Here is a 25,843-nt window from a genome sequence, read left to right as displayed (position 1 = left end):
GGGTCAGGCCGCGGAGCCCTTGCCGGACGCCTTCGTGGAGGCCTTCTCCTCGGAGTCCGCGGGCTCCTCGAACTTCACCTTGCCCATGTGCTTGTTCATGGACTTCATCAGCCCCCACACCGCCAGGGCCATCACCGCGAAGACGATGAAACCGAGGACGCCGGGGGTGACCTTGTTCTCGTCCACCTCCTTGGCGAGGGGGACGAGGTGCGTCACTGCCAGGCTCACGCTTGCGCTCATGTCAGGCATTGTCGCGGATGCCCGCGAAGAGGTCGTCCTCGGGGAGGGAGGTGTCCACGAGCGACTTCGCCAGCTCGTACTCCTCCGTCGGCCAGACCTCCTTCTGGATCTCCATCGGGACCTTGAACCAGCCGCCGTCGGGGTCGATCTGCGTGGCGTGCGCGATCAGGGCCTTGTCGCGGATCTCGAAGAAGTCGGCGCACGGAACGTGCGTGGTCAGCGTGCGCTCGACCCGCTCGAACTCCTTCCAGCGCTTGAGCCAGTCCCCGTAGGGCGACTCCAGGCCGCGGTCCAGCAGCGCGTTGTGCAGCGCCTCGGTGCGCGGGCGGTTGAAGCCCTGGTTGTAGTACAGCTTCCGCGGCTGGTACGCCGGGCCGAACTCGGCCTCCGGGTACTTCTCGGTGTCCGCCGCGCCCTCGAACGCCACCATCGAGATCTTGTGGGTCATGATGTGGTCGGGGTGCGGGTAGCCGCCGTTCTCGTCGTAGGTGGTGATCACCTGCGGACGGAAGGAGCGGATCTGCTTCACCAGCTCGCCCGCCGCCTTGTCGACGTCCTCCAGGGCGAAGCAGCCCTCGGGCAGCGGCGGCAGCGGGTCGCCCTCCGGCAGGCCGGAGTCGACGAAGCCGAGCCACTCCTGCTTGACGCCGAGGATCTCGCGGGCCCTCGTCCATCTCCTTCTTGCGTACCTCGTGGATGTGCTCCTCGATGTACTTGTCGCCCTGCAGCTTCGGATTGAGGATGGAACCGCGCTCCCCACCGGTGCAGGTCACGACCAGCACGTCCACCCCCTCGGACACGTACTTCGCCATGGTGGCCGCGCCCTTGCTCGACTCGTCGTCGGGGTGGGCGTGCACGGCCATCAGTCGCAGCTGGTCAGTCAAGACTCAATCCTCGTAAGTCGGCGCCCCGGTGTCTTGGGGGCAATTCAGCAGGTGCCGTCCCGAAGGGACGTCCTTGAGGGGCGGTGGTCGGGCGGCGGGCGGCAGGCTTCTATAGTGACCGAATCGGGGGGCGAATAATTCCGGGGTCCTGCTCCGAAGGCCCCCGACCGAGAGGACGATCATGGGTACGGCGAGCACTCAGCTGCCCGAGGGCCGCTACGGCCGCTCCTCGGACGCGCGTGCCGACCACAAGCTCAAGATCGCCGGTGCCGTCCTCGGGACCCTGCTGCTCGTCCTGGTCGGCTACTTCGCCTACCACTACGTCGGCCAGAACAAGATCAGCGGCGAGGTGATCACGTTCGAGCCGCACAAGAGCGCCGTCTCGGTGCACCTGGAGGTCCGCAAGGACGCCGGCGCCTCCGGCTACTGCACGGTCCGCTCCCAGGCCGCGGACGGCTCCGAGGTGGGCCGGGCCGACTTCCGGTTCGACGGCAGCGCCACCCGGATCGACAAGGTCGTCACGCTCCGTACGACGGCTCCGGGCACCACGGCCGAGCTCCTGGGCTGTCACGCCGACTGACATCACCCGGATGCATTGCGGCTGACCTGCGTCGACGTAATTCTGATGGCTTATGTCCTCCCTCTTCGGCCACTGAATTGTTAGGCTCGTGGTTTCGCCCTTCCGTGAAGGAACATTCTTCTGGGTAGGGCGATGCTTTGTATTCCCAGTACCTACGAGGAGCACCTGTGACCCAGACCAGCGAGAACGTCACCTGGCTGACCCAGGAGGCGTACAACCAGCTCAAGGCCGAGCTGGAGTACCTGTCTGGTCCCGCGCGCACGGAGATCGCCGCCAAGATCGCGGCCGCGCGCGAGGAGGGCGACCTGCGTGAGAACGGCGGGTACCACGCGGCCAAGGAAGAGCAGGGCAAGCAGGAGCTCCGTGTGCGCCAGCTGACCCAGCTCCTGGAGAACGCCAAGGTCGGCGAGGCCCCGGAGTCGGCGGACGGCGCCGTCGCGCCCGGCATGGTCGTGACCATCGCCTTCGACGGCGACGAGGACGACACGATGACCTTCCTGCTCGCCTCGCGCGAGTACGCGAGCGCCGACGTCGAGACCTACTCGCCGCAGTCCCCGCTCGGCTCCGGCGTGATCGGCCACAAGGTCGGCGAGGACGCGGAGTACGAACTGCCGAACGGCAAGAAGGCCTCCGTGAAGATCCTCAAGGCCGCGCCCTACAACGGCTGATCCGACGGTCATCGGGCCGCTCGCGGCCCCCCTGCCCTCCACCCGCCCCCGGCGTCCTCACGGCGCCGGGGGCGTCGTCGTCTCCGCACCGCGCGGCGGTCGGTCGCCGCACGGTGCGCGCGGGCCGCTCAGGCCGTCGCCGAGCGGTACTTGCGTACCGCGAGGGTCCGGAAGACGACGATGATCAGGGCCGAGTAGATCAGCGAGGCCCACACCGGGTGCTGCATCGGCCAGGCTCCGGACTGCGACTGGCCGGGGTTGGCGAACAGCACCCGGCAGGCTTGCACGGTGGCGCTGAAGGGGTTCCACTCGGCGATGTGGCGCAGCCACGGGGTCATGTGACTGGTGTCCACGAAGGCGTTGGAGATGAACGTCACCGGGAACAGCCAGATCAGTCCGCTGGAGGTGGCGGCCTCGGGGGTGCGCACCGACATGCCGATCAGGGCACCGATCCAGGTGAACGCGTAGCCGAGCAGGAGCAGCAGGCCGAAGGCGGCGAGGACCTTGGCGGCGTTGGTGGGGCCGTTCGACCCGACCCGCCAGCCGACCAGGAGCGCGACCACGGCGAGCACGACCAGGGTCAGCGCCGTCTGGACGAGGTCGGCGAGCGTGCGCCCGGTCAGCACCGCGCCGCGTGCCATGGGCAGGGAGCGGAAGCGGTCGATGAGCCCCTTGTGCATGTCGTCGGCGATGCCGGCGCCGGAGCTGGCGGTGGCGAACGTGACGGTCTGCGCGAAGATGCCGGCCATCAGGAAGTTCTTGTAGTCGGTGGCGCTGGTGCTGCCGCCGATCTGCATGGAGCCGCCGAAGACGTAGGTGAACAGCACCACGAACATGATGGGCTGGATGAGCCCGTAGATGATCATTTCGGGGATCCGGGACATGCGGATCAGGTTCCGCTTGGCGACGACCATGGAGTCCCGGACGGACTGGCTGACGGGGTTCCCGGTCGGCGCGACCCTGAGGGCGTCGGTCACGGCGCTCACTTGGCGGCCTCCTTCTTCTGCTTGCGGTCCTTGGCGGGGGCGTCCGCCGTCGCGTCGGTCTCCTCCGGTTTCGCCTCGGCCACGTGGCCCGTCAGGGAGAGGAAGACGTCGTCGAGGGTCGGGCGGCGCAGGCCGATGTCGTCCATCTCGATGCCGCGGACGTCCAGTTCACGGATGATCTCGGCCAGCAGCTTGGCGCCGCCGGTGACGGAGACGGTGAGCTTGCGGGTGTGCTCCTCGACGGTGACGTCGCCCTTGCCGAAGCCGCCGAGGACCTCGCGGGCGGTGGGGATGTGCTCGCGCTCGTGCACCACGACCTCGACGCGCTCGCCGCCGGTGCGGGCCTTGAGCTGGTCGGAGGTGCCGCGGGCGATGACGCGGCCGTGGTCGACGACCGCGATGTCGTGGGCGAGGTGGTCGGCCTCTTCCAGGTACTGCGTGGTCAGCAGCAGGGTCGTACCGCCGGAGACGAGCTGTTTGATGACCTCCCACAGCATCTGGCGGTTGCGGGGGTCGAGGCCGGTCGTCGGTTCGTCCATGAACATCACGGGCGGGGAGACGACCAGGGCGGCGGCGAGGTCGAGCCGGCGGCGCATGCCGCCCGAGTACGTCTTGGCGGTGCGGTCGGCGGCGTCCGTGAGGTCGAATTGGGCCAGCAGCTCGTCGGCCCGGGCCTTCGCGGCCTTGGCCCTCATCTGGTAGAGCTGGCCGACCATCTGCAGGTTCTCCCGGCCGGTCAGGTACTCGTCGACGGCGGCGAACTGGCCGGACAGGCCGATCGAGCGGCGCACCTCGTTCGGGTGCTTGAGCACGTCGAGGCCCGCGACGACGGCCCTGCCGCTATCCGGTTGCAGCAGGGTGGTCAGACAGCGGACAGTGGTCGTCTTGCCCGCGCCGTTCGGCCCGAGCAGACCCAGGACGGTGCCCTCGGGGACATCGAGGTCGACGCCGTCCAGAGCCCTTACGTCACCGAAGGTCTTCACCAGGCCTTCGGCATAGATGGCGCCTGGCATATGAGTCTCCACGTCGTCGGGGATTCTTCGGAAAGCCTAGATTTGTGCGCTTCGCTCCGCCCGACGGATGCCGGACGGACGAGGGAGCAGCTACGAGACACACCATAACGCGATGTATCGCGTGTCTCAACGGATTTTCCCGAACGGGTGACGAAGAGCTCCTGAGCTGGGGTTTTTCCGGTGCGGCGGTGCGCATCCCGGCGCGTCAGTCGATGATCGTGTAGCCCGCCTCGCGCAGGGCGCGGCCGACCTCGGCGCAGTGCTCCGGCCCCTTCGTCTCCAGGTGCAGCTCGACCTCCGCCTCCGTGAGCCCGAGCCGTGGGTCGGTCCGTACGTGGCTCACATCGAGGACGTTAGCGTCGACCACTGACAACACCCCGAGAATCGTCGCGAGCGCCCCCGGCCGGTCCGTCAGCCGCAGTCGTACGGCCAGGTAGCGGCCCTGCGCGGCCATGCCGTGCCGCAGCACGCGCTGCAGCAGCACCGGGTCGACGTTGCCGCCGGACAGCACCGCCACGACCGGCCCCTCGAAGGCGCGCGGATCGCTCAGCAGCGCCGCGACCGGGCTCGCGCCGGCCGGCTCGACGACCATCTTGGCCCGCTCCAGGCACAGCAGCAGCGCGGCGGCCAGCGCGTCCTCGGTGACCGTGCGGACCTCGTCGACCAGTTCCTCGATGATCCCGAACGGCACGTCACCGGGCCGCCCGACCCTGATGCCGTCGGCCATCGTCGCCGGATGCTCGATCGACATCGGGTGCCCGGCCGCGAGCGAGGGCGGGTACGCCGCCGCGCCCTCCGCCTGCACACCGACGATTCGCACGTCCGGCCGCAGGCTCTTCACGGCGACCGCGACACCCGCCGTAAGGCCGCCGCCGCCGATGCCGACGACGATCGTCCGCACCTGCGGGCACTGCTCCAGGATCTCCAGGCCGAGCGTGCCCTGCCCCGCGATGATGTCGGGATGGTCGAAGGGGTGGATGAACACCGCGCCCGTCTCGGCCGCGTACGCCTGGGCGGCCGCCAGCGTCTCGTCCACCACCTGCCCGTGCAGGCGCACCTCGGCGCCGTACTCGCGCGTCGCGCTGATCTTCGGCAGCGGGGCGCCCTTCGGCATGAACACCGTCGCCCGCACCCCGAGCAGCGACGACGCCAGGGCCACGCCCTGCGCGTGGTTGCCGGCGCTCGCCGCGACGACCCCGGCGGCCCGCTGCTCCGGCAGCAGCCCGGCGATACGGACGTACGCGCCGCGCAGCTTGAACGAGCCCGTCCGCTGGAGGTTCTCGCACTTCAGGTGCACCGGCGCGCCGACCAGCTGGGACAGGTGCCTGCTGCCCTCCATCGCCGTCATCCGCGCTACGCCCGAGAGCATCTTCTGGGCGCCACGTACGTCGTCCAGGGTGACGGACCGCAAGGAGTCAGCCGTGCTGTAGCTCATGACTCAAGCATCGCAGTTCACAGGCGCGCGCGACCGGTGTGACCAACGTCCGAGACTGGTTTGCGCAGCGCCGGTACGGCCCGCCTCCCGGCCGCGTACTCTGTCCCCCATTCACAGACCACCTTCATGAAGCGAGCCTCCGGCCATGCCCACAACACCTGAAATGTCGATGGACATGACGACCGTCGGTGACACCGGTCTCCTCGACACGCTGCAGCACGAGGTGGCGGTCTTCGCCCGTCGTGCCGAACAGACCCGGCTCGGCGGGGTCGGGCAGGTGCGCAACTCCATGGATCGCGCCGCATACCTGCTGCTCAACCGCCTCGACAAGGAGGGCCCCATGGGCGTCAAGGCGCTCGCGGCCAGCATGGGCATCGACTCCTCGACGGTCACCCGGCAGGTGGCTCCGCTCGTCGACACCGGTCTGGTCAAGCGCACGTCGCACCCCGAGGACGGGCGCGCGGTGGTGCTCCAGCTGTCCCCGCGCGGGCAGTCACGGCTGGAGGAAGTGCGCTCGTCGAGGCGCCAGTTGATGGCCGAGCTGACACATGACTGGGCGCCGGAGGAGCGCGAGACGTTCTGCACGCTCCTCACGCGCTTCAACACCGCCCTCTCCGCCCGGATGACCGTGCAGGGGGTACCGGGTCCGGAGGCTTCGCAGCCCTCCTAGGCGCCGCGGGCGACGCAGCGGCGGGCGTGCCTCACGCACACTCCCTCGGCCCCTCCCGCACGCATGGGTGGCGCGCGGCTCTTGACCGAAAGGCCGCCCCTGGCCTCATATGAGATCGGGCCCCCGTCGCACACGGTTCCGCATGCCGTACGCGGCCGGGTCCCGGTCCCACAGGGGCGCGTCAGGGCGGGAGGCGCGGTGCGACAACGGCAGGTGTCCCAAGGTGCCCGCCGGGCCCGGGAGTTCGAGGCGTTCGTCGCGGGCGCGGCGGGGCGGCTGCTGCACGCCGCGACGCTGCTCACGGCGGAACTGCCGGAGGACAACCCGCGGGCGCGGCGGCTGCTGACACACGCCCTCGCGCACACGTACGCGTGCTGGGACCGGCTGCGCGGCGAGGACCCGTACGACCGCGCCCGCCAGTGTCTCGCCACCCGCTTCGCGCGTGCCGCGTGGCACCAGTACGGCGGCTTCGGCCGGAGCCGGCCGCACCCCGACAGCGCCCTGGCCGGGCTGGCACCGCAGGAACGCCTGATCCTGGTGCTCAGGCTGTACGAGGGGGTCGCCGAGGAGCAGACGGCGGCGCTGCTCGGTCTCCCCGTCGACCGCGTGCGCTCCATCTGCGACCGCGCGACGACGTCGCTGCTGCATCCGGCACCCGGCAGGCCCGCGCCGGTCATCGGCGCGAAGGTGGCGCCGTCATGAGGCGCGGGCGTTCGTGCGTGACGACGGCCCGTTTCAGGAGGCTGCGGGTGCGGATCCGGGAGGTGCGGCGTGAATCGGCCCGAGCGTGAGGCCACCGTGCGTCGGCTCATGGAGCGGGAACCGCCACCCGTGCCGCCCGAGCTGTACGCCGACGTCATGCGGCGCGGCGCCCGGATGCTGCGCCGCAGGAGGATCGTCCGGCGTCTGATGTGGCTGCTGCTGTGCGCCGCCACGGTGGCGTTCGTGGTGTGGGCGCTGACGGCCCGCCCGTGGGTGGAGCCGCCCTCGCAGACGACTCCCCCGTACACGGGCTGGTGAGCGGGCGGTCAGCCGAGCGCCTGCTGCAGGTCCTCCAGGAGGTCGTCGACGTTCTCGATGCCCACGGAGAGCCGCACGAGATCGGCGGGCACCTCCAGGAGCGAGCCGGCCGTGGACGCGTGCGTCATCCGCCCGGGGTGCTCGATCAGCGATTCGACGCCGCCCAGGGACTCGCCGAGCGTGAAGATCTTGGCGCGGTTGCAGACCTCGACGGCCGCCTCCTCCCCGCCCTCGACCTGGAACGACACCATGCCGCCGAAGGCCCGCATCTGCTTGGCGGCGACCTCGTGACCGGGGTGGTCCTCCAGGCCCGGGTAGAGCACACGCGTCACGCGCGCGTGCCGGGTGAGCAGCTCGGCGACCTTGGTGGCGTTCTCGCTGTGCCGGTCCATGCGCACCGACAGCGTCTTGGTGCCGCGCAGCACCAGCCAGGAGTCGAAGGGCCCGGCGACCGCGCCCATCGCGTTCTGGTGGTAGGCGAGCTCCTCGCCGAGCGTCTCGTCGGAGACGACCAGGGCGCCGCCGACCACGTCCGAGTGGCCGCCCATGTACTTGGTCAGGGAGTGCACGACGACGTCCGCGCCGAGCGACAGCGGCTGCTGCAGGTACGGCGTGGCGAAGGTGTTGTCCACGACGAGCCTCGCGCCCGCGTCCCGGGCGACCTGGGCGACGGCGGCGATGTCGGTGATGCCGAGCAGCGGGTTGGAGGGGGTCTCCACCCACACGGCCTTGGTCTTGGGGGTGATGGCCGCCCGTACGGCGGACGGGTCGCTCGTGTCGGCCACCGACCACTCCACGCCCCACCGGGAGACGACCTTGGCGAAGAGACGGAACGTGCCGCCGTACGCGTCGTTGGGGATGACCACGTGGTCACCGGGGCTGAGCAGCGTACGCAACAGGCAGTCCTCGGCCGCCAGTCCGGACGCGAACGCGAGACCGCGGCGGCCGCCCTCGAGGGCCGCGAGGTTCTCCTCCAGAGCGCTCCTGGTGGGGTTGGCGCTGCGGCTGTACTCGTAGCCGCCGCGCAGACCGCCGACGCCGTCCTGCTTGTAGGTCGAGACCTGGTAGATCGGCGGGACGACGGCGCCGGTGAGGGGATCGGCGGTGTTGCCCGCGTGGATCGCGAGGGTCTCGAAGTGCTGACTGATATGCCTGTCGCTCATGGGGACCGAGCGTAGTGCGCTCGCGGGACGGGTGCCGGACGACGAGGCTCGGGAGGCGGGACCGGCGGGTTTTCCCTCGGTGGCCGAGGCGCTTCGGCCGGACGGCCGCCGTGGCGGTCCGGAATGCCGTGGCGTCGGGTTGTCCACAGGTCGGCGGACCGGTTCGCCAATTGTCCGAGGCGTCTGGAACGCTTGAGGCATGGAGATTCTCTGGGTCCTGGTCGCGGTCGCCATGCTGGGCTTCGTGCTGCTTCCGGTCATGCGGCGCCGGCGGGGCATGATCGAGCAGGTCCCGGCCGGCCACCCGGACGCCGCGGACCCCGCGGACTACGGCTTCGTGCGCGAGGAGGAGCTGGACGTCCGCATGCCGGGCCCCGACCACGACCTGCTGGACGTGCTGGACCTGGTGCAGCGCACGCAGGACTACCGGGCGGCCTCCCAGCTGCTCGCGGGCACCGAGGCGGAGGGCGAGCTGCGCTGGCAGCGTGTGCAGGCCTTCGCGGGCGCCGCGTCGCTGGAGCTGAAAGAGCGGCCGGGCGGGGTCGGCGAGCTGCCGGGCGGCCAGTGGCTGCGGGTGTGGCGAACCGAGCAGCCGAAGGACGCCGGCGGTGCCGCCGTGCACGCCGAGTTCCTGGTGCAGCAGGCGTGGCGGACGTCGACGCCGGGCACGGACGACTTCCGGATCATCATGGAGGAGGCGTCGGCGGCCTGCGGGGACGCGGCGCTGCTCGCCCCCGGCGACCCGGTCCCGTACATCGTCGAGCTGTCGGTGGCCCGCGGACTCGGCTACTCCGAGCCGGAGTTCGATCAGCTGTGGCTGAAGATCCTGGACCGCGCCCCGTCCCACATGGGCGCGCACCTGGCGGCCCTGCACTACTGGTGCGAGAAGTGGCACGGCTCGCGCGAGCAGGCGTACGCCTTCGCCGAGGCCGCGGCCGCCCGCGCCCCGCGCGGTTCCCTCCTCGCCGCCATGCCGCTCTTCGCGGTCTTCGAGCACCTGCCCGAGGTGAACCTGGTCCGCGGCTTCTACCAGAGCGAGGTCGTGACCAAGGCGATCCACGGCGCCCTGCACGCGGTCCACTCGGCCCGCCCCGACGACCCCATGCTGGCGCACGTACGGCACCTGCTGGTCTTCTTCCTCGTGCGCGCCGAGCGCTGGGGCGAGGCGATGAACCAGCTCATACACATCGACGGACACGTCGGGGCCCTGCCCTGGACCCTGTCCGCCGACCCCGCCGCCGAGTTCGCGGTGTACCGCGCGCTGGCGGTCGCGGGCTACGAGGCGAACGGCGGCAGCCCGGCGACGCTGCCGCACTGACCGGCCGCGGCGGAATGCCGCCCCGGCACGGCATGTTGACGGCAGCGAACCCCCGGCCCCTCGCTTGGAGACCGCATGTTCCTGTACAGCCGTTCACCGCACCTCCCCACCCCCGAGCAGGCTCTCCAGGGGCGCCCGAAGCCGATCTTCACGGTCCACGACCGGCACACCGTCCTCGGCACCCCGCTCCTGGGCCCCTACCCCGAGGGCCTGGAGGTCGCCGACTTCGCCCTGGGCTGTTTCTGGGGCGCGGAGCGCACGTTCTGGCAGCTTCCGGCCGGGGTGTGGACCACCCTGGTCGGCTACCAGGGCGGCTACACGGAGCACCCCACCTACGAGGAGGTCTGCTCCGGCCTGACCGGCCACACGGAGATGGTCCGCGTGGTCTTCGACCCCGAGGTCATCTCGTACGAACGCCTCCTGAAGACCTTCTGGGAGTCCCACGACCCGACCCAGGGCTTCCGCCAGGGCAACGACGTGGGCACCCAGTACCGCTCGGCGATCCACACCCACACCCCCGAACAGGCCCGGGCCGCCGAGGCCTCCCGCGCGGCCTACCAACGCGTCCTGACCGGCGCGGGCCACGGCACGATCACGACGGAGATCCTGCCGGCGCAGGACCGCCCGTTCTATCCGGCGGAGGGGTACCACCAGCAGTACCTTTCAGGCAGCAAAAACCCGGATGGGTACTGCGGGTTGGGTGGGACGGGGGTCAAGCTGAGTGACCCGTCCGAGACGAACCGGGGAGCGTCGTGCCCGACGGGCATTGCTCCTGCTGGGGAGTAGGCGAGACACTCAACCAATCCTCTGGCAGGGCTGTTGAGGGCGGGCCGGCATGGGCGAACCGTGGAGTGCGATCGGTGCTCTGAGCGGGGCCGGCGCTTTGGCCGTCACCGTCGCAACGTGGTGGTCCCAACACCGGCGAACGCTCAAAGGCGACCGAGAGGCAATAGCGCGTGACGCCAGGGCGGCACCAGGCCAGGCAGAACCTTCTGCGGCCCCGCGAGCCGGACCTTCGCGTGCCCGCCCGGCGTGAGATCTTGCGCGGGCACTTGCCCGCCCTCACATACTGGCCGTACCGCCACCGGTGAGGCCAGGAGCCAGCTCCGGGAACCAGAAGACAGCGACGGCCAGGGCGATCGAGGCGATCCCCACGACACGGGCCACCAGACGGCCGGCCGGAGCCAGCTTCTCAGTGGTGATCACGGCGGTCAGAGCCACCATGGCCCACAGGTTCATCACGCCGAACGCCGCGAACAGCACCATCAGCGACCAACAGCAGCCCAGGCAGAAGACCCCGTGGTGGGCTCCCGCGCGCAGATCGCGTGAGGGCCCCGAGTACGAGGCGTAGCGCAGCATCAGCGCGATTGGCGATCGGCACCTCGCCAAGCAGCGGTCTTTGAGGGGCGTGAGCTGGTAGACACCGTTGACCGCGAACACCGTCGCGGCCACTGCGGTCCCTGCCGACGGGGGGAGGCTCTCCACTCGGCCCAGGCCGGCGGCCAGCCCGTACGCCGGCAGCCCGACCGCGGCCCAGACAAGCAGGTAGGCGAGCGTGAAAACGACCATGCGCGGCGCTCGGTGCACGGTGATGGTGCGTGCGTACAGCGCTCCGACGGGCGCTGTGGCGGGCAGCATCATCGCAGCCATCATCAGCGTCCACACGGTCAGGAAAGCGGGCAGGCCCAGGCCCATGGTGCCCGGCATCGCCTCCATGCCGCCCCAGCGTGTCACCACCCAGACCCAGGCGGCAGCCGCCACGACCAGCAGTAGTCCGGCAGGACCGGCCCCGTGGCGGAGGGTGACCGGCCGACCGGTCACGCGGACCACGTGAAGGGCGCCGAGTGCCCGTTGCCGCCGGAGAAGTCCCAGGACCGGCCGTATACGCCGTCACCCGTCGCCCGGGTGGACCGGGCAATGGTCAGCGTGCTGTTCGCCGGGTGGAACATGCCGGTCAAGCGCATGACCGGACCGTCCTCCCCGTACTGAGGGGCAACCTGTTCCTCGATCTCGATGTCGATGGTGTCGCCCACCCGCGCGGCGTGGCGGCGGCCGTCGTCGCGGTAGTCAATGGGAACGCGCTCCATCCCGAGGACCTCGCCGATGAGCGGGGTGAGCGCCGCCATCGGCCCGCCGGCCTGGCCGGAGAAGACCTTGCCCAACACTTCCGCCTGGCCGTCGTCAGCCGAAGCATCGAGGTACAGCGCCACCTGCCAGCCGCCGTCGGCCATCACGCGGGGCGCGTCGATGAAAACGGCGACGCTGCGGTCGGAGACATCCACGCCGTCCACGCTCCCGCTGTCCACGTGGAAGGCCAAGGTCACCTGGCAGCGCTCGTGGTCGGCCGGTGCGGTGAGGCCCGAAGTGGTGCAGGGGCACACCACGTTGCAGTTGCAGCTCTCCAGATATGTGCCGTTCAGATTCCAGGACATGGCTCTACCTCCCCTTCACAGGGTCCGCGCCATCCCGGTGCAGCTCTTCTCCAGGCTATTCCCGGCAACACCCCTCCCGCAGATCGGCCGGCAACCAGCTCACCGTCCTGACACCTGCTCGTGGGGGCGACCGTGGCGGCCCGGGCCGACTCACCGTCGCTCTCACAGTCGAGACGCCGAAGATCTCCGAACCGGCAACCAGCACGGTGCTGCGGCAACTGCTGTCGTCACAGTGAACCGCCGCCGAAAATCAGTGGCCGCCTCAACCGGCCCACCGCACGGTGTACGCCAGGGAAAAACCACAACGCAGGATCCGCGCGGCCCACTCGGAATCCACGATCACCGTGTACCAGGCGTACTCCGCGGAAATCGGCCTGCCGGCCGTCCACGACGGCCGTCTTCCCGCCGCCTGGAAGCGGACCGGATGACCTGAGTCATCAAGCCGCTTTCATAGACCTGTGCTGCCACTGCCCCATGGTGTTGCCGGCCGTTGTGGCTGGACTGCCGGTCAGGGACTCAGGTGGGCCAGGAGCTCTTCGCCGGCGGGGTATTCCTTCTCTTGGGGGAGCAGCCGGGTAGCTGAGTCCAGTTCGCCGTCTCTGACGAGTGCGTGGATCTCGTGGGCGACTGGAGTCACGTCGCTGATGGACACGATCCACTCGTCCGCGTAACGAGATGATGCCTCGCCCGAGAGCCCTAGTTGCAGCGAGCGGTGCGGCAGGGGACGCAGGTGCAGATCGCGTTCTGGATCCCACTGGACGCGGGCCGGTGCGCGCTTGAGGTCGCTCTGCCAGGCATTGCGATCAGGGTGCAGTCCGCGGACATAACTCGACAGGCAGGCATGGCGCAGCGCCCAGTCGAAGCCGTCGCGAGTGATCTCGACGGAGAGGACGGTCTCCTGACCCTCCTTCGCGCCCCAGCCGGACCGGTACATCATCCACATGAAACTGGGCTTGATCCATGTCATGCGGCCAGGCTTCCACGCAGCGGGAAAACGGCCGTCCTGGATGGCGGGTAGTCCGATCTCAGGGGAGTACGCCTGGTAGACGGTGATCGTGGACGGCGTGTGGAGCGCGCGAATCCTGCGGAGTCGTTCTTCCATGGCGTACAGCGTGGGCTCGGCCGGCTCAGGGGACCACCGATTTTCGACCCGTTGCTCGACGTGACGGAGCACGTCGGCAGCGGACGGCAGGCAGTCGCCCCTGCGGGACAAGTAGCGTCCGGCACATGGAGCGACGTCTCAGCGATGCCGTACTCGAGTGGGCTGGCCCGGTCCTGCGGGTGGAAACTCCAGCCTCACGGGGCCGGGGTAGAAGGCCGCGCTGTCCCAGCCCGCCATCTCCTCGCCGAACAGATAGCGGTACAACCACTCGGCAAAGGTCATGGGGTGACCGACCTGAAGCCGCCATCTCCCACCCTCTCAATGAGGGTCTTCCCAGGTCAGCCAGCCCGAGAGGAAGCACACCCGAAACCATTGGCGCTGACGCGACGGGGATGCGAGGCTGCCGTCCCAAGGCACCGATGAAGAAGGCCCAGATGACGCACGACGAGGCACTCAAGCAGCTCAGCCACCTTGCGCGCGAGAGGGCATTCGGGAGGCATGTCGGATCCGACCGCCTCATTCAGGCCGGGCTGGACGCCCTGATCGCCGACGTCGAGAGCCCTTCACTCGCCATGCTGGCAGGACTCCTTCGCAGCGAGGAGCCCGAAGCGCCCGAGCTCTTCGACCAGGTGCTGGAGGAACTGGGGCTCACCTTTCACCCGCCAGCCGACTCCCGGGCCGCGAAGTGGGCGATGGCCCACTGGATCGCCGGCCAGATCGCGGACGGCTCGCTCGACCCGGCCACCGGGACACACCTCATCTGGGCAGACATCGCTTACGACCTCGGATATCCAGAGAGCCTGCAATCTCTCGTTTCCTGCGCGATCAATCTGGACGACTGGGAGGAGAGCTGGGGCATCTCTCGCGAAGAGCTCAGCCGGGAAGCAGTCGAGGCTGCCAACCAGTTCCTGAGCAAAAGTCCCAGGCACGACGACCAACACTGACCCGCAGGTCACGCGGGGTCGACCGTCACTTCAAAGGATCCGCACCCCCTGTGACGGTGCCCTGCGACGTGCCCGGGGGCTGGCGTAGGTAGTGGCGGGGCAAGGCGCACGAATCCCTGTTCAGCGCGTCGACGACCACGACGCCGACGAGTTGCTTGACGGCCCCCTGCGCGTTCTTCGCCACGCCATCAGCACAGGCCAGGGCGCGGCCGACCACGTCCGCTGGTGCTGAGGGAGCAAGCAGCCTGGAGCCGGCTGGCGTCGGAACGCACTCCCGGTCAGATCTGCGTCACCTGAGCCAAATTGCTTTGTGAGCACTGTTTGATATAGATCATCAAGCAGTGCTCACAGGCCTCAACCCCGCTGCTGGTGCAGCCTGGTGGGCATGATGGACCGAGTGGCAATCGGCAGGTTTGTGAGAGAGTTTCATCGTGATCCACTATCTGCGGTTCTTCTTCGAGGCCGGCGTGGACACCCCGCTGTGGCCGGAGGACATGTGCAGCCCATACGGCTATCCCTGTGATCTGGCGCGCCTGCCGATCAGTCCGGACACGGGCCGAGCTGGCCAGGCTGAGCGAGCGGTATCAGTCGTCGATCGACTGGGCCTATCCGCCGGATCCGTCACCGCGGTCCGATGAGGAACTCCAACAGTTCAAGCAGCGGGCGCATGCCGCATTGGAGGTCCTGCGCCGCGAGTTGGGTGCTGGGTGGATCGTCCGCGACGAGAGCTTGCTGTGAGAGGCGGTACGGTCCGCGGAGAGCAGGCCTCCCCTTGTGAGAGCAATTCCCACGGCCTGCGTAGGCAAGGAGTGAGGGCATGAGCGGGGGATGGTCCGCGCTGGTGGTCGCCATCGTGGGGGTTGGTGGCACGCTCGGCGCAGCACTCCTGACCCAGAGTCGAGCCGACCGGACGAAACGGATGGAACTGGAAGCGGCGCACGCTCAGAGACGCGAGGAGCGCGAGCACGCCGAGGAGCTTCGGCAAGCAGAGCGCGCAGAGCAGAAGGCGGAGGCTCTCGTCGTGCTGCTCCGTTCCTGCTACATAGCGCTGAATACGGCCTCACGGCAGTACATGACCGCCCAGGTCAACCTCCTGCACGCGCTGCGGAGGGACACCGGTGTCCACCTATGCCTAGAGCAACTCGAAGCCAGTCGCATCGCTCAACGTGACAGCTATGCAGAGGCCGAGATGCTGGTGCCTGACGACGTGCTCGCGGCAGCCACAGATGCTGGTCACCGCCTGAACACGGGCTATGGACTGCTAAAGCGCGCAGCCACGACCACGCCGTACGATCACGAGGATCTGAGCGCCTTCGCGGCAGGAGTGGACGAGTCGTGGAGCCAACTGGCTGTCATGCAGCAGCAGATGCGACAGGCCCTCGGCATCGAGAGCGGCATGAACGGCGACGATGCCGACTAAGTCGTCCACTCGGTGAACAGAAACTTGAGCCGAGTCAATCGGTGAAGCGCGAGGCCGAACAGTGGGCTGTGAGCCGTGCGGTTCACAGCCGGCCATGGATGAAAGGATCTGTGAGCAAGGCTTGACATGGGTCATCAACCGCATTCACAAACTCCAGACCATTGCCGTAGCTACGAGCAGCCATCTGTCTCTCTGGACACGCAGGCCGCTCTGAACCCCGCTTGTCGGCACCAAGTAGCGTCGCTCGCGTGGAGTTTCAGCTCAATCATGCGCCTGAGGGGCTGACGAAGTGGGCCCGACACTTTGTCCTCGCCCACGGCATCAAGGTCGACGTACCGCGTGTGAGCCGGCACAGGGAGCAATACCTTGCGCTCGGGATCCCTTCTGCGGAGATTGACCGGGCGACTGCGTATCAGGAGCGTTGGGGTGGGCTCGTACTGCCTCCCGCTCCCCACTACGACGGTGGGCCCAAGTACCTGGACACCGATGTTCCGGAAGGCTCACAGGCTGAAGGGTGGTGGTTCGAAGCGGGGCCACAGCGGACCGCGGTTCCTTACTCTTTCATGATCGGACCTGAGGGTGAGTTCGGCATATATGGCGATCGATGGACGCCTCTGCACCAGACCGTCGAAGGGTGGGGGGAGTCCGTCGCACTGGCGCACCATGCATCGACATGGGCGAAGCAGATCACCAGAACGGGTGTCTCTTGCCCGGTCGGTGTGGCCAGAGCCGAAAGCTGACGTCAAGGGCGGCTTTCGGAACGTACGCCCGCAGAGTGCGTGAGGAGCCTGCGACACGGCCGCTCTGCGGTTTCCGCGCTGGCCGAGTTCGGCGCCCCCTTCTCGATTGGGGGTGATCGCCGCCGTGGCGAATCGACGGGCGGCGTTCCAGCGCATGGCCTACCCCGACGAGACGCTCTCCCCCGACATCGAGGTACGCCGGCTATGGCCCGTCGCGCTGCCCTGTGGGCGGCCACGGGGATATGGCTCATCGTCATAGATGGTCCGTGAGCGTGGCTTCACGTGTCCGTCAAGCCGCATTGGCAACCTCTTAGCTCTCCTCAGGTGACTCTTCCTGTACAGGTGCGCCATGACCGATGGTCATGGACCAACGCACGGCCGAGGGTGCTTCGACCGAGGCGACGCCGTTTCGATCTGCCCCTGTCAGGTCAACCTGGTTGAAGTTGGTGCTGTTCTTGTCGGCGACGCATGGCTGTGAGAAGGAGACGTGTACGGAACGCACGACAACCTTGATCTTCCCTTCGCCCTGGCAGCTCACTGCCACGATGAGGGCGTCGCCTTTCTTGCCCTTCCTGTAGGCGATGCTGGCATTCCCGCTGGTCATTCCCTGTCGGCCGGCGAGAGTCTCGTCGGCGTCCAGCTCCGGCGGCTTCAGCACGAAGGGTCGTGCGGTGTTCGGTGCGGCGGTTGCCGTTGCCGGGCTGGGCGAGGGGGATCGCGGAGGCTGCTGAGCCTGCCTGGTGTCCGAATGGTCTGATGTGCACGCGGCGACGGGGAAGGCCATCGCAGCGCACAGGAAGCTAATTCCTGCTGCACGGGTGCGGCGAGGCATATCGGTCCTTCCAGAGGCGGCATGCAAAGGGTGGGTGTGGATTGCCGCCCTTGCAGTTCTTCGGGACATGCGGGCAACTGATGCGATCATGTCAGTGCTGGGGATGGGCTATCGGCTTCCTCGCATTTCCTGAGGAAGACCTGAGGTTCACCTACATCCATGAGCATCGTCGGCGCAGGCGAGAAGTTCCGGGGTGTCCTGTCCTGTGGGCGTGGCCGGGGCGAACGGCTGATCCAGTGACCGACGCCGAGAGGCTCAGACGTCTGCTCGCCGCTCTCGGCGCCGAGGATCCGGAAGGCTGGGCCGAGTCGGAGGTCGAGGGGAACCTTCCTCAACTGGCCCGGTACCGGCTCCTGCGTGCTCTGTCCCAGGACATCGAGGGCTGGGACGCCGCCGCGGTCAACCCCCTTCGTGACGGAATGAAGGCGGAGGGAGCCCGCCTCACCGATCCCGTGGCGGAGACAACGCGGATCGCCCGCGCCGTCGCCCGGGAGACCGTGTTCAGCGTCCTGTACCGACTTGCGGACCCGAACAGCGACGACCTGCCCACAGGGCTCCGGCAGCAGATGCCCGGCTGGGTCCTCATAGAGACAACACCCGCTGGTGAGCCGACACATCGGGTGCTGGACGCCTTGTACGAGGACCTCGACACCATGGGCTCCCCGGCCGCGGCGCCCGGCGACAGGACCGTCGCGGAGGGCTGGATCCGGGAGGCCAACCTCCGCGCCTTCTGCGAGTCGCTGGCGGCAGAGGTGGCCTACGACTTCGACGACAGCGACTGGCTGGCCATCGACACCGCACTGCCCCACACCGACGACGAGCAACCACGCTCGGCCTGGTACACACACCCCCTCGTCGGGCGCACCCGCGTGGACCTCCACATCGCCCGATCCGTGGGCGGCGGCGAGGTGTCGGTGAGCGTCCAGGGAACGGTGGACAGCCGCTCCCGCATCCGCGTCGAACTGCTCGTCGACGTCATGGCGCGCTATGCGATCACACCCGGTTGAGCTTCCAGCGACACCGCACCGCTCAGCTTCCGGCGGCGGTGGCGGTGGCTGCCGCCGAAAATCAGTGGCCGCCCGAACCCGCCGCCCTCACGCGGTACGCCACGGAAGAACCGCAACACAGGATTCGCGCGGCCCACTCGGAGTCCACGATCACCGTCTACCAGGCGTACTCCCCGGAAATCGGTCTGCCGGCCGCACGCGACGGGCGGTTTCCCGCCGGGTGGAAGCGGGACAGGATGACGTGGGTCATCAAGCCGCGCCGGCGCCCTCGCGTCGCGGCTGCACGCCGGCGGGAACGGGAAGGCGGACACGCCCACCGGTGAGCGGCACGGGTGGGCGTGCTCGCATGTCACCGGCTTGCTGTGCCGAGCAGGCGTCCATCGGTCGGGCCTGCGTTGTTGCCTACGGGGTCTGCGTCTCGGCCCCAAATCCACGGCACAAGCTGGAGGACGCCGAACGCCACCTCGATGCAAAGGAACACCCACAGGAGCCGCGACACACCGTGGGCCAGTGCGTAGGCCTGCCACGTCGCGAACAGGGCGCGCGCGATGCCGTCGAACAGCCCGTGCTCCGGTAGCGGCCTGACGATGCGCAGCACGGCCCAGACGACCACCACCGAGCCCATCAGATTGGCGAACAGGATCTGCCACGGGTCGAGTTCGGGCAGAGCGCCGAGCCCGAGTGCCTTGCCGCACGACGACAGCGCGTCGTGTACCAGGGCGTAGGTCCACGGAGTTGCGAATCCGGCTGTGACGGCCAGGTCGTACCAAGCGCTCGCGCGTACGACGCGAAGGTAGGCGGGACGCGCGGGGGTGCGAAGACGGCTCACGGTGAGGCTCCTGCTGGTCTCGTGGCAGCGACGCCTCACGCTAAACAGTGGAGTACGCTCCAAGGTCAAGCCCGACATCCGACGGAGGGGCATGCGCATCGGTGAGCTTGCCGTGCAGGCAGGCATGACCAGAGACACGATCCGCTTCTACGAGAAGGTCGGGCTTGTCTCAGGTCCGCGTCTGCCCAACGGGTATCGCGACTTCCCGCCGGAGACGGTGGCCTGGCTGCAGTACATCCGCACGGCGCAGGCACTTGGATTCTCCCTGGCGGAGATCGGACGGACCGGCGAGAGACTGCGCGAAGCGCCGGACACCGCGGCGGCGCTGTCCACGCTCTTCGAGGAGAAGATTCAGGTCATCGATGCCCGTATCGCCGAACTGACCACGCTGCGGGCCGACCTGGCCGCGCGCGTCGGCACCGGATGTCCCCTGCGGGCGGCCGACCGGTCTGCCGAAGCCGAAGTCGTGAGCGATCCCGATCCCACCGGTGTGCGTCGACCGACCGAGTAGTCGACCGAACGGGTTTACCGATCGCCACGGGCATGCACGGGAGTGAACGAGAGTGCCGATACGCCCGGTGGCCTGCCAGGACGCACTCCGCGAGAAAGGTCTGTGAGGGCGGCTTGACATGGATCAAGCCGTCGTTCCTGTGGATGATGTACCGGTGTGGCGAGGGCGCGGACGTCTACGTCATCACGGCGGCCTGGTCCTGGGAGCCGGACGGAGCCGAACTCCCGCCACAGCGGCGCGAGGTGCACCCCGAAGGCGGCCGTCGGACGACGCTGGTCCACGACGACGATCCCGACCCCGAACTCCACAGCTCCACGCATCTCTACGCCGACCTCCGGCCGTGGCGTCCCGGCACGGTCGACGCCGTTCTCCGCGAGGTCGCGGACGACGTACTCAGCGGAGTGATCATCACCGACAGCGGTCTCAGCCGTCTGCACCTGCCCTACGACGGCGGCGCGGACGTCATCGCCGCAGGCCCCGAGGACCGCGACCGGCTGCGCGGCGGTCACCGTGCCTGGCTGCCCCGCAACCCGGCCGGACTGTGACCACAGCGGGGTGACGTCTCACCTCGCTCCCCCACGTCACACTGCGGGCCGTCCCAGCCCTCTTGTCGGCAGACACGTCTGCAGAAGGAGAGATCCAGTGAACATCGTCATCTTCGGGGCGAACGGACCGACCGGGCGCCTGGCCGTCGAGCAGGCGCGGGCGGAAGGGCACGCGGTCACCGCCGTCACGCGCGCCCCCGAGGCGTTTCCGGTGAGGGGCCCGCGCGTGCGCGTGGTCGGGGCCGATGTGCTTGATCCCGGCGCGGTCGACCGTGCGGTGGCCGGGCAGGACGCCGTGATCTCGGCTCTCGGAGTTCCGTACGGCCGAGGCCCCGTCACCGTGTACTCCGTCGGCGTCGGCCACATCGCCCGCGCCATGGCCGGGCACGGCGTCCGGCGCTTCGTCGGCGTGACCTCGACCGTGCTCTTCGGTACGGCGGCGCCCGGCGAGGGTTTCCTGTTCCGCAAGGTGCTGGAGCCGTCCGTCGTGCGTTTCATGGGGCGCACCGTGTACGACGACATGCGGCGCATGGAGGAGATCGTCCGCGGGACCGACCTCGACTGGACGGTCGTCCGTCCCGGCGGTCTGTTCGACAGGGACGGAGTCAGCGACTACCAAGTCGGCACGGAACGCCTTCCCGGCCGGTACACCGCCCGGGCCGATCTCGCGCACGAGTTGCTGCGGCAGGCCGTCGAGGACCGGCATGTGCGCGCCTTCGTCGACGTACGGACGACGCAGGAGACCCCGAGCTTCCTGGATCTTCTGCGCAAGGAGGCGTTCAGCGGCGAGCGCGGGAGGAAGAAGGAGCGCGTTCGTGGGTGACGGCTGCTCGGTCTGGGCACCCCCCGCAGGCGCCGCGCCCCCTGTGAGAGGGTCCGGTGTGGTCCACTACCTGCGTTTCTTCTTCGAGGCCGGCGTCGACACTCCCTTGTGGCCGGAGGACATGGCCAGTCCGTACGGCTACCCCTGTGATCTCGCGCGCCTCCCGATCAGCCCGGAGACGCGGGACGAGCTGGCCGGGTTGAGCGAGTGGTACCAGTCGTCGATCGACTGGGACTACCCGCCGAATCCGTCACCGTGGTCCGACGAGGAGTCCCGGCGGTTCGAGCAGCAGGCTCTCGCCGCGTTGGACGTGCTGCGTCGCGAGCTGGGGGAGGGCTTTGTCGTGCGCGACGAGAGCCTGCTCTGAGAACCGTGCCGATCGGGCGGTCGTCAGCTCGGGTTCTGGTTGCGGCGGCGGCGCACGAGGACGAGCGTGCCCGCGCCCGCGACCATCGCCGCGGCCGCCGCGCCCGCGATCGGCAGCGCCGGTGAACCGGTCGCTGCCAGGTTGCCGTCAGGCGGCGTCGTACCGTCGTCGGAGGGCGTCGACGACCCGCCCGTCGCTCCGGCCGAGCCACCGGTCGAGCCGCTGGTCGACCCACCGGTCGAGCCGCTGGTGGGGCCGGCCGTCGGGCTGTCGGTCGGGCCGCTCGGAGTGCCGGTCGGGTCCCCGCCCGTGACGTCGAGCGTGATGTCGGCCTTGTCGTTGGTCTTGTCGGGGTCGAACGGCCGCCGCTCGGTGCTCAGCGCCACCGATCCCTTGGCGTGCCGCACTCGCTTGTCGATCCTCAGCTGGAAGGTGTAGTTCTCGTGGCCGCCCTCGTTGTAGGCCGGCTGACGCATGCCGCAGGAGTAGACGTGCCCGTCGGCCCTGCAGAAGGAGGCGACCTTGACGACCGACGTCCCGGCGGGCGGGGTGACCACGACTTTCACGGTCGTGGACATGACCCAGGCGGGCCCGGCGTTGGTGAACTGCAGCTTCATCGGCACCGTTTCGCCGATGCTCCCCTGCAACGCGGCGCCCGTGACCTGGAAGTCGGCCGTGTTGACGGTGGTGACCGGCACGTCGACGATGCGCTTGGACCCCGCGGTGCCGGTGTGGGTCTCGGCCAGTTTCACCGCAGGTGCGGTTCCCGGGACCGGGGCCTCGCCGTTCTCGTCCGGTGACGGGGCGTTCCAGTCGACCTCCACGCGCAGCTGGTCGTCGAGCGCGCGGTCCAGTGCCTTGACGCGGAGCGGCGTCTCGGGGGTGTAGAGGACACCGGGCTGCACCGAACGGTCGTACTCGCAGACCGCGGTCCACCGCTCGGGCATCTCGTCGTACGACCTGACGTGCTGGGTCCAGCAGTTGGAGGGGACCTCCGCGAAGTCGAGGCCCCGGGTGACGCCGTAGGTGATCCACACCTTCGCGGCGGTGGCGGTGCCCTTGTTCGCGACGACGGCCGGCACGTCGAAGGTGCCTCCCGGCTTCAGCCCGGCGACCGGCTTGACACCGCTGACGACCAGGTCGGGCTCGGCGTCGTCGGCGAACGCGGCGGGAGCCGCGGCCAGCGCGATCAGGCCCGCGGCGCCGAGGGCGGCGACAGCGGCACGGGAAGCGCGCGCGGCACGGGAGGCGCGGCGGTCGGATCGGGGCATCGGCATGGAGGACCTCTGTGAGGAGTACGGGCGAACGGAGGGTGTTCTCCCGGGAAACATCGCGTCGGTCCCTAGACTCCTGCCGGCCCCGAACAGTTGCACGCCCGGGCGTCGGGGTGTGAAGAGAGTGGTACGGCACGGGTGTTGTCCCCCGTGGGAGCTACGTGCAGGTGTCCACCGTGAGGTGACGATTCCCGCGGCGCGGATCCATAGCGTCTTCAGCAGCCGCGGCGCTCCGGTCGCGGGTGCGGAAGAGGAGTCGTCATGAAACTGGTGTGGCAGGTACTGGCCGTGGTGGCGGTCGGCGCGGTCGGCGGTCAGGCGGTCACCGCGGTGCAGGACAACGCGTGGCTGTCACTGCTGCTGGGCGGTCTGACGGCCGTGCTGTCGGTGGTCGTCTACCGGTGGGTCGTGGGTCGCACCGAGGGGCGTCCGGTGACGGAGCTGGCCCGGGAGGGCGCGCGGGGGTCGCTGTTCCGGGGGACGATCGTCGGCGTCGCGATATTCGGGTGCGTCATCGCGAACATCGCGTTCCTCGGGGACTACGACGTCCACGGCTTCGGCTCGCTGACGGGAGCGATCGGACTGGTCGGCTTCATGGCCGCCGCCGCCGTGACGGAGGAGCTGATGTTCCGCGGTCTGCTCTTCCGGCTGGTGGAGCGGCGACTGGGCACGTACGCGGCACTGGCACTGTCCAGCGTGCTGTTCGGCGCGATGCATCTGTTCAACGAGCACGCCACCCTGCTGGGTGCCGTCGCCATCGCGATCGAGGCCGGCGGGATGCTCGGCGCCGCGTACGTCGCCACGCGCAGCCTGTGGCTGCCGATCGGCCTGCACTTCGGCTGGAACTTCGCGGAGTCCGGCATCTTCGGCACCGAGGTCTCCGGCAACGGCGCCACGCACGGCCTGCTGGACGCCTCGACGTCGGGCTCGACCCTGATCACGGGCGGTGAGTTCGGCCCGGAGGCCAGTCTGTACTCGATGCTGTTCGGCGTGCTGGTGACGATCGTCTTCCTGCGGCTGGCCCGCCGGCGCGGCCACCTGGTACCCCGGCGGCGGGCCGAGCGCGTCGACGCCCTGGCTACACTCGCCCGGTGATGACCCCACAGCAGGCCGGCCAGGTGTGGCGCCGGCTGGACGTCACGGTACGGGACCTCCCGCTCGGACTGCTGTTCCTCCTCGGCTCGTTCCTGCCGGCGCTGCACGGCAACGGCACGGTGATCGGTGGGGTGCCGACCCGGCCCACGGACGCCCTGGCCGTCGTGGCGATCCTGCTGGAATGCCTTCCGCTCGTCGGGCGCCGGCGTTGGCCGGCCGTCACCGTCGCCCTGGTGACGTGCGGATTCGCCGTCGACCAGCTGCGCGGCTACCACGCGTTCGCGACGACCGCGCTGCCCGTCGCGCTGCTGAGCGCGGGGTCCCATCTGGAACGGCACCGGCGGACCTGCGTACTCGTCCTCTCCGCGGCGTACGTGCCGCTGGCGGTGGCGCTCTCCCGGCTCGGCACGGGCGAGTCGCCGGAGGAGTTCGTGACGTTCTACCTGGCGCTGGCCCTGGCGTGGGGCGCCGGGGCGTGGCTGCGCTCCACCCGGGCCGCCGAGGCGGACCGCCGGCGGCGCGTCGCCGAGGACACCCGCACCGCCGAACGCACCCGTATCGCGCGGGAGTTGCACGACGTGGTGACCCACCACGTGACGGCGATGGTGGTACAGGCGGAGGCGGCGCGCTATCTGACCGCCGCGCCCGACCGGCTCGACCAGGCGCTGACCGCCGTCACGGACACCGGGCGGCGGGCCATCACCGACCTGCGGCACCTGCTCGACCTGCTCAACCCCGACCACGGCACCGGGACGACGGCGGACGCGGCCGAGCCCAGGACACCGCCGGTCGGCCGGCTGCTGACCCTCGTGGAGCAGACGCGCCGGGCCGGTCAGCCGGTGGAGTTCACCGAGGAGGGCACACCGGCCGAGTCGACCGGCAGCGCCGACCTGGTGGCCTACCGGGTGGTGCAGGAGTCCCTGACGAACGCCCTCAAGTACGCCCACGGCAGCCGGACTTCGGTCCAGGTGCGGCACGGGGAACGGGAGATCACCGTGGAGGTCAGCACGGACGGCTCCGGCTCGGGGACCGCCTCCCCCGGTGGCAGCGGGCGGGGCCTGGCGGGCCTGCGCGAGCGGGTCGGCATCCTGGGCGGCGACTTCAGCGCGGACCGGAGTGCGGGCGGCGGCTTCGTCGTACGGGCCCGGATACCTGCGGGGAGCACGGCGTGACCGTACCGATCCGGGTGCTGGTCTGCGACGACCAGATGCTGATCCGCACCGGCCTGGTGACGATCATCGACGCCCAGCCCGACCTGGAGGTCGCGGGCGAGTGCGGGGACGGGCGGGCCGCGGTCGAACTCGCCGACCGGCTGCGCCCGGACGTCGTGGTGATGGACATCCGCATGCCGGTGCTCGACGGCCTGGAGGCCACCCGTCTGCTGGCCGGCGCCGGGGTGCCGCATCCCGTGAAGGTGCTCGTGGTGACCACGTTCAACCTCGACGAGTACGTCTACGAGGCGCTGCGCGCCGGGGCGAGCGGGTTCCTGCTGAAGGACGCGCCGCCGGACCGGCTGCTGCACGGCATCCGGACCGTCGCCTCGGGCGCGGCACTGCTGGACCCCGAGGTGACGCGCCAGCTCGTGGGCCGGTACGCCGGCCGGATCCGGCCCGCCGGGGGCGGCGCGCCGCAGGACCTCCCGCTGACCCCCCGTGAGCTGGAGGTCCTGCGCCTCATCGCGGACGGGCTGTCCAACAGCGAGATCGCCGCGGCGCTCGTGATCAGCCAGGAGACCGTCAAGACGTTCGTGTCGCGCATCCTCGGCAAACTCCAGCTCCGCGACCGCGTCCAGGCCGTCGTCTACGCCTACCGCCACGGCCTGGTCACCTGAGGCACGGCGACCGTCCGGTACGGCGGCCCGGGCGCCGGAAACCTGCTTCTTTTGCCCCTTTCGGCCCACTGCCGGCCCGGCCCGGATGCCCTCCGCTCCCCGAGGCGCTTGGCT

29 protein-coding genes and 3 pseudogenes are annotated in these 25,843 nt (G+C 69.5%); 20 read left to right on the top strand and 12 right to left on the bottom strand.

All coding sequences use genetic code 11. The annotated features are described in order from the left end of the window. Positions 1-3: 3 nt before the first annotated feature. Together LN251_RS18760 and mca are read right to left on the bottom strand one after the other, a co-directional pair. The gene (locus tag LN251_RS18760; RefSeq protein ID WP_383672527.1) at positions 4-249 is read right to left on the bottom strand and encodes a hypothetical protein; all 246 of its coding nucleotides are present in this window, start codon (positions 247-249) and stop codon (positions 4-6) included. Then, positions 242-1,124 (bottom strand): annotated as a pseudogene (gene mca / locus LN251_RS18755) (mycothiol conjugate amidase Mca). Before mca ends, LN251_RS18760 begins: the two are co-directional and overlap by 8 nt. Before the next feature lie 181 nt (positions 1,125-1,305). On the opposite strand from mca, the gene LN251_RS18750 reads away from it, so the two are divergent. Together LN251_RS18750 and greA are read left to right on the top strand one after the other, a co-directional pair. Continuing rightward, the gene (locus LN251_RS18750; protein WP_458245414.1) at positions 1,306-1,704 is read left to right on the top strand and encodes a DUF4307 domain-containing protein; all 399 of its coding nucleotides are present in this window, start codon (positions 1,306-1,308) and stop codon (positions 1,702-1,704) included. A 167-nt stretch (positions 1,705-1,871) separates the two neighbouring features. Next, on the top strand, positions 1,872-2,372 hold the full coding sequence (gene greA / locus LN251_RS18745; protein ID WP_458245413.1) for a transcription elongation factor GreA: 501 nt from the start codon (positions 1,872-1,874) through the stop codon (positions 2,370-2,372). A 128-nt stretch (positions 2,373-2,500) separates the two neighbouring features. Here greA and LN251_RS18740 read toward each other — a convergent pair whose 3' ends face one another. The 3 genes from LN251_RS18740 to ilvA form a co-directional block, all read right to left on the bottom strand. Then, positions 2,501-3,358: an ABC transporter permease gene (locus LN251_RS18740; protein WP_058923537.1), complete on the bottom strand. Its 858-nt coding sequence runs from the start codon at positions 3,356-3,358 to the stop codon at positions 2,501-2,503. Beyond that, on the bottom strand, positions 3,355-4,371 hold the full coding sequence (locus tag LN251_RS18735) for an ATP-binding cassette domain-containing protein (protein WP_458245412.1): 1,017 nt from the start codon (positions 4,369-4,371) through the stop codon (positions 3,355-3,357). The genes LN251_RS18740 and LN251_RS18735 overlap by 4 nt, the downstream gene beginning before the upstream one ends. Positions 4,372-4,576: 205 nt before the next feature. After that, the gene (ilvA, locus tag LN251_RS18730; protein ID WP_458245411.1) at positions 4,577-5,806 is read right to left on the bottom strand and encodes a threonine ammonia-lyase; all 1,230 of its coding nucleotides are present in this window, start codon (positions 5,804-5,806) and stop codon (positions 4,577-4,579) included. Between the two features lie 163 nt (positions 5,807-5,969). Between ilvA and LN251_RS18725 the strand changes: the two genes are divergently transcribed. The 3 genes from LN251_RS18725 (at position 5,970) to LN251_RS18715 (ending at position 7,496) form a co-directional block, all read left to right on the top strand. Continuing rightward, positions 5,970-6,476, top strand: coding sequence for a MarR family winged helix-turn-helix transcriptional regulator (locus tag LN251_RS18725; RefSeq protein WP_458246750.1), 507 nt, complete (start codon positions 5,970-5,972; stop codon positions 6,474-6,476). A gap of 198 nt (positions 6,477-6,674) precedes the next feature. Beyond that, entirely contained in the window at positions 6,675-7,178 is a 504-nt protein-coding gene (locus LN251_RS18720; RefSeq protein WP_458245410.1) for a sigma factor-like helix-turn-helix DNA-binding protein, read from the top strand. A gap of 69 nt (positions 7,179-7,247) precedes the next feature. Next, a complete protein-coding gene (locus LN251_RS18715; protein WP_058923541.1) occupies positions 7,248-7,496 on the top strand; it encodes a hypothetical protein in 249 nt (82 codons plus the stop codon). An 8-nt stretch (positions 7,497-7,504) separates the two neighbouring features. Here LN251_RS18715 and LN251_RS18710 read toward each other — a convergent pair whose 3' ends face one another. After that, on the bottom strand, positions 7,505-8,659 hold the full coding sequence (locus LN251_RS18710) for a cystathionine gamma-synthase (protein WP_458245409.1): 1,155 nt from the start codon (positions 8,657-8,659) through the stop codon (positions 7,505-7,507). 199 nt (positions 8,660-8,858) lie between these two features. Here LN251_RS18710 and LN251_RS18705 point away from each other — a divergent pair, with 199 nt between their 5' ends. Both LN251_RS18705 and msrA read left to right on the top strand, forming a co-directional pair. Further along, positions 8,859-9,977: a hypothetical protein gene (locus LN251_RS18705; protein ID WP_458245408.1), complete on the top strand. Its 1,119-nt coding sequence runs from the start codon at positions 8,859-8,861 to the stop codon at positions 9,975-9,977. Between the two features lie 75 nt (positions 9,978-10,052). After that, positions 10,053-10,763 (top strand): peptide-methionine (S)-S-oxide reductase MsrA, encoded by a 711-nt coding sequence (gene msrA, locus LN251_RS18700; protein ID WP_458245407.1) that lies wholly within the window; start codon positions 10,053-10,055, stop codon positions 10,761-10,763. A gap of 276 nt (positions 10,764-11,039) precedes the next feature. Here msrA and LN251_RS18695 read toward each other — a convergent pair whose 3' ends face one another. Beyond that, positions 11,040-11,738: a DUF2182 domain-containing protein gene (locus LN251_RS18695; RefSeq protein WP_458245406.1), complete on the bottom strand. Its 699-nt coding sequence runs from the start codon at positions 11,736-11,738 to the stop codon at positions 11,040-11,042. A 56-nt stretch (positions 11,739-11,794) separates the two neighbouring features. Next, the gene (locus LN251_RS18690) at positions 11,795-12,409 is read right to left on the bottom strand and encodes a DUF1326 domain-containing protein (RefSeq protein WP_458245405.1); all 615 of its coding nucleotides are present in this window, start codon (positions 12,407-12,409) and stop codon (positions 11,795-11,797) included. Positions 12,410-12,690: 281 nt separating this feature from the next. Here LN251_RS18690 and LN251_RS18685 point away from each other — a divergent pair. Continuing rightward, positions 12,691-12,828 (top strand): annotated as a pseudogene (locus LN251_RS18685) (DUF4291 family protein); the annotation flags it as partial. 89 nt (positions 12,829-12,917) lie between these two features. Here LN251_RS18685 and LN251_RS18680 read toward each other — a convergent pair. Beyond that, on the bottom strand, positions 12,918-13,511 hold the full coding sequence (locus LN251_RS18680; protein ID WP_458245404.1) for a DUF4291 domain-containing protein: 594 nt from the start codon (positions 13,509-13,511) through the stop codon (positions 12,918-12,920). A 434-nt stretch (positions 13,512-13,945) separates the two neighbouring features. Here LN251_RS18680 and LN251_RS18675 point away from each other — a divergent pair, with 434 nt between their 5' ends. From LN251_RS18675 to LN251_RS18665, 3 genes are all read left to right on the top strand, one after another. After that, positions 13,946-14,455 carry a hypothetical protein gene (locus LN251_RS18675; protein ID WP_458245403.1) on the top strand — a complete coding sequence of 170 codons (510 nt, stop codon included), beginning with the start codon at positions 13,946-13,948 and terminating at the stop codon, positions 14,453-14,455. A gap of 519 nt (positions 14,456-14,974) precedes the next feature. Further along, positions 14,975-15,193, top strand: a complete 219-nt coding sequence (locus tag LN251_RS18670; protein WP_458245402.1) for a hypothetical protein — start codon at positions 14,975-14,977, stop codon at positions 15,191-15,193. A gap of 79 nt (positions 15,194-15,272) precedes the next feature. Further along, positions 15,273-15,875 carry a hypothetical protein gene (locus LN251_RS18665; RefSeq protein ID WP_458245401.1) on the top strand — a complete coding sequence of 201 codons (603 nt, stop codon included), beginning with the start codon at positions 15,273-15,275 and terminating at the stop codon, positions 15,873-15,875. A gap of 1,050 nt (positions 15,876-16,925) precedes the next feature. Here LN251_RS18665 and LN251_RS18660 read toward each other — a convergent pair. Further along, a complete protein-coding gene (locus LN251_RS18660) occupies positions 16,926-17,273 on the bottom strand; it encodes a hypothetical protein (RefSeq protein WP_458245400.1) in 348 nt (115 codons plus the stop codon). A 410-nt stretch (positions 17,274-17,683) separates the two neighbouring features. On the opposite strand from LN251_RS18660, the gene LN251_RS18655 reads away from it, so the two are divergent. Both LN251_RS18655 and LN251_RS18650 read left to right on the top strand, forming a co-directional pair. Beyond that, positions 17,684-18,454, top strand: a complete 771-nt coding sequence (locus LN251_RS18655) for a hypothetical protein (RefSeq protein WP_458245399.1) — start codon at positions 17,684-17,686, stop codon at positions 18,452-18,454. A 122-nt stretch (positions 18,455-18,576) separates the two neighbouring features. Further along, positions 18,577-18,711: pseudogene (locus tag LN251_RS18650) on the top strand (DUF4291 family protein); the annotation flags it as partial. A gap of 92 nt (positions 18,712-18,803) precedes the next feature. Here the strand turns inward: LN251_RS18650 and LN251_RS18645 are convergent. Next, positions 18,804-19,283 (bottom strand): hypothetical protein, encoded by a 480-nt coding sequence (locus tag LN251_RS18645; protein ID WP_458245398.1) that lies wholly within the window; start codon positions 19,281-19,283, stop codon positions 18,804-18,806. Between the two features lie 91 nt (positions 19,284-19,374). Between LN251_RS18645 and LN251_RS18640 the strand changes: the two genes are divergently transcribed. The 4 genes from LN251_RS18640 (at position 19,375) to LN251_RS18625 (ending at position 21,529) form a co-directional block, all read left to right on the top strand. Then, complete coding sequence (locus tag LN251_RS18640) at positions 19,375-19,794, top strand: MerR family transcriptional regulator (RefSeq protein ID WP_458245397.1); 420 nt, start codon at positions 19,375-19,377, stop codon at positions 19,792-19,794. Between the two features lie 113 nt (positions 19,795-19,907). Continuing rightward, positions 19,908-20,339, top strand: coding sequence for a DUF3885 domain-containing protein (locus LN251_RS18635; protein ID WP_458245396.1), 432 nt, complete (start codon positions 19,908-19,910; stop codon positions 20,337-20,339). Between the two features lie 97 nt (positions 20,340-20,436). Continuing rightward, complete coding sequence (locus LN251_RS18630) at positions 20,437-21,162, top strand: NAD(P)-dependent oxidoreductase (RefSeq protein WP_458245395.1); 726 nt, start codon at positions 20,437-20,439, stop codon at positions 21,160-21,162. Between the two features lie 58 nt (positions 21,163-21,220). Further along, complete coding sequence (locus LN251_RS18625; protein WP_458245394.1) at positions 21,221-21,529, top strand: hypothetical protein; 309 nt, start codon at positions 21,221-21,223, stop codon at positions 21,527-21,529. 23 nt (positions 21,530-21,552) lie between these two features. Here LN251_RS18625 and LN251_RS18620 read toward each other — a convergent pair whose 3' ends face one another. After that, the gene (locus LN251_RS18620; RefSeq protein WP_458245393.1) at positions 21,553-22,800 is read right to left on the bottom strand and encodes a hypothetical protein; all 1,248 of its coding nucleotides are present in this window, start codon (positions 22,798-22,800) and stop codon (positions 21,553-21,555) included. A gap of 264 nt (positions 22,801-23,064) precedes the next feature. Here LN251_RS18620 and LN251_RS18615 point away from each other — a divergent pair, with 264 nt between their 5' ends. Genes LN251_RS18615 through LN251_RS18605 form a run of 3 tightly spaced genes read left to right on the top strand, consistent with a single transcriptional unit; the run spans position 23,065 to position 25,729 of the window. After that, positions 23,065-23,898 carry a CPBP family intramembrane glutamic endopeptidase gene (locus tag LN251_RS18615; protein ID WP_458245392.1) on the top strand — a complete coding sequence of 278 codons (834 nt, stop codon included), beginning with the start codon at positions 23,065-23,067 and terminating at the stop codon, positions 23,896-23,898. Next, entirely contained in the window at positions 23,898-25,070 is a 1,173-nt protein-coding gene (locus tag LN251_RS18610; protein WP_458245391.1) for a sensor histidine kinase, read from the top strand. The genes LN251_RS18615 and LN251_RS18610 overlap by 1 nt, the downstream gene beginning before the upstream one ends. Further along, positions 25,067-25,729 (top strand): response regulator, encoded by a 663-nt coding sequence (locus tag LN251_RS18605; RefSeq protein WP_458245390.1) that lies wholly within the window; start codon positions 25,067-25,069, stop codon positions 25,727-25,729. Before LN251_RS18610 ends, LN251_RS18605 begins: the two co-directional genes overlap by 4 nt. Positions 25,730-25,843: the final 114 nt, after the last annotated feature.

Source organism: Streptomyces sp. MAI_2237 (assembly GCF_054189285.1).
This window is presented reverse-complemented; position numbering and strand designations above follow the sequence as displayed.

Bases quoted from the DNA above. Each gene is read 5' to 3' on its own strand.
- LN251_RS18760 (WP_383672527.1), bottom strand. From the start codon at position 249: ATGCCTGACATGAGCGCAAGCGTGAGCCTGGCAGTGACGCACCTCGTC.
- LN251_RS18750 (WP_458245414.1), top strand. From the start codon at position 1,306: ATGGGTACGGCGAGCACTCAGCTGCCCGAGGGCCGCTACGGCCGCTCC.
- LN251_RS18735 (WP_458245412.1), bottom strand. From the start codon at position 4,371: ATGCCAGGCGCCATCTATGCCGAAGGCCTGGTGAAGACCTTCGGTGAC.
- ilvA (WP_458245411.1), bottom strand. From the start codon at position 5,806: ATGAGCTACAGCACGGCTGACTCCTTGCGGTCCGTCACCCTGGACGAC.
- LN251_RS18725 (WP_458246750.1), top strand. From the start codon at position 5,970: ATGTCGATGGACATGACGACCGTCGGTGACACCGGTCTCCTCGACACG.
- LN251_RS18710 (WP_458245409.1), bottom strand. From the start codon at position 8,659: ATGAGCGACAGGCATATCAGTCAGCACTTCGAGACCCTCGCGATCCAC.
- LN251_RS18705 (WP_458245408.1), top strand. From the start codon at position 8,859: ATGGAGATTCTCTGGGTCCTGGTCGCGGTCGCCATGCTGGGCTTCGTG.
- msrA (WP_458245407.1), top strand. From the start codon at position 10,053: ATGTTCCTGTACAGCCGTTCACCGCACCTCCCCACCCCCGAGCAGGCT.
- LN251_RS18690 (WP_458245405.1), bottom strand. From the start codon at position 12,409: ATGTCCTGGAATCTGAACGGCACATATCTGGAGAGCTGCAACTGCAAC.
- LN251_RS18680 (WP_458245404.1), bottom strand. From the start codon at position 13,511: ATGGAAGAACGACTCCGCAGGATTCGCGCGCTCCACACGCCGTCCACG.
- LN251_RS18675 (WP_458245403.1), top strand. From the start codon at position 13,946: ATGACGCACGACGAGGCACTCAAGCAGCTCAGCCACCTTGCGCGCGAG.
- LN251_RS18665 (WP_458245401.1), top strand. From the start codon at position 15,273: ATGAGCGGGGGATGGTCCGCGCTGGTGGTCGCCATCGTGGGGGTTGGT.
- LN251_RS18640 (WP_458245397.1), top strand. From the start codon at position 19,375: ATGCGCATCGGTGAGCTTGCCGTGCAGGCAGGCATGACCAGAGACACG.
- LN251_RS18620 (WP_458245393.1), bottom strand. From the start codon at position 22,800: ATGCCCCGATCCGACCGCCGCGCCTCCCGTGCCGCGCGCGCTTCCCGT.
- LN251_RS18615 (WP_458245392.1), top strand. From the start codon at position 23,065: ATGAAACTGGTGTGGCAGGTACTGGCCGTGGTGGCGGTCGGCGCGGTC.
- LN251_RS18610 (WP_458245391.1), top strand. From the start codon at position 23,898: ATGACCCCACAGCAGGCCGGCCAGGTGTGGCGCCGGCTGGACGTCACG.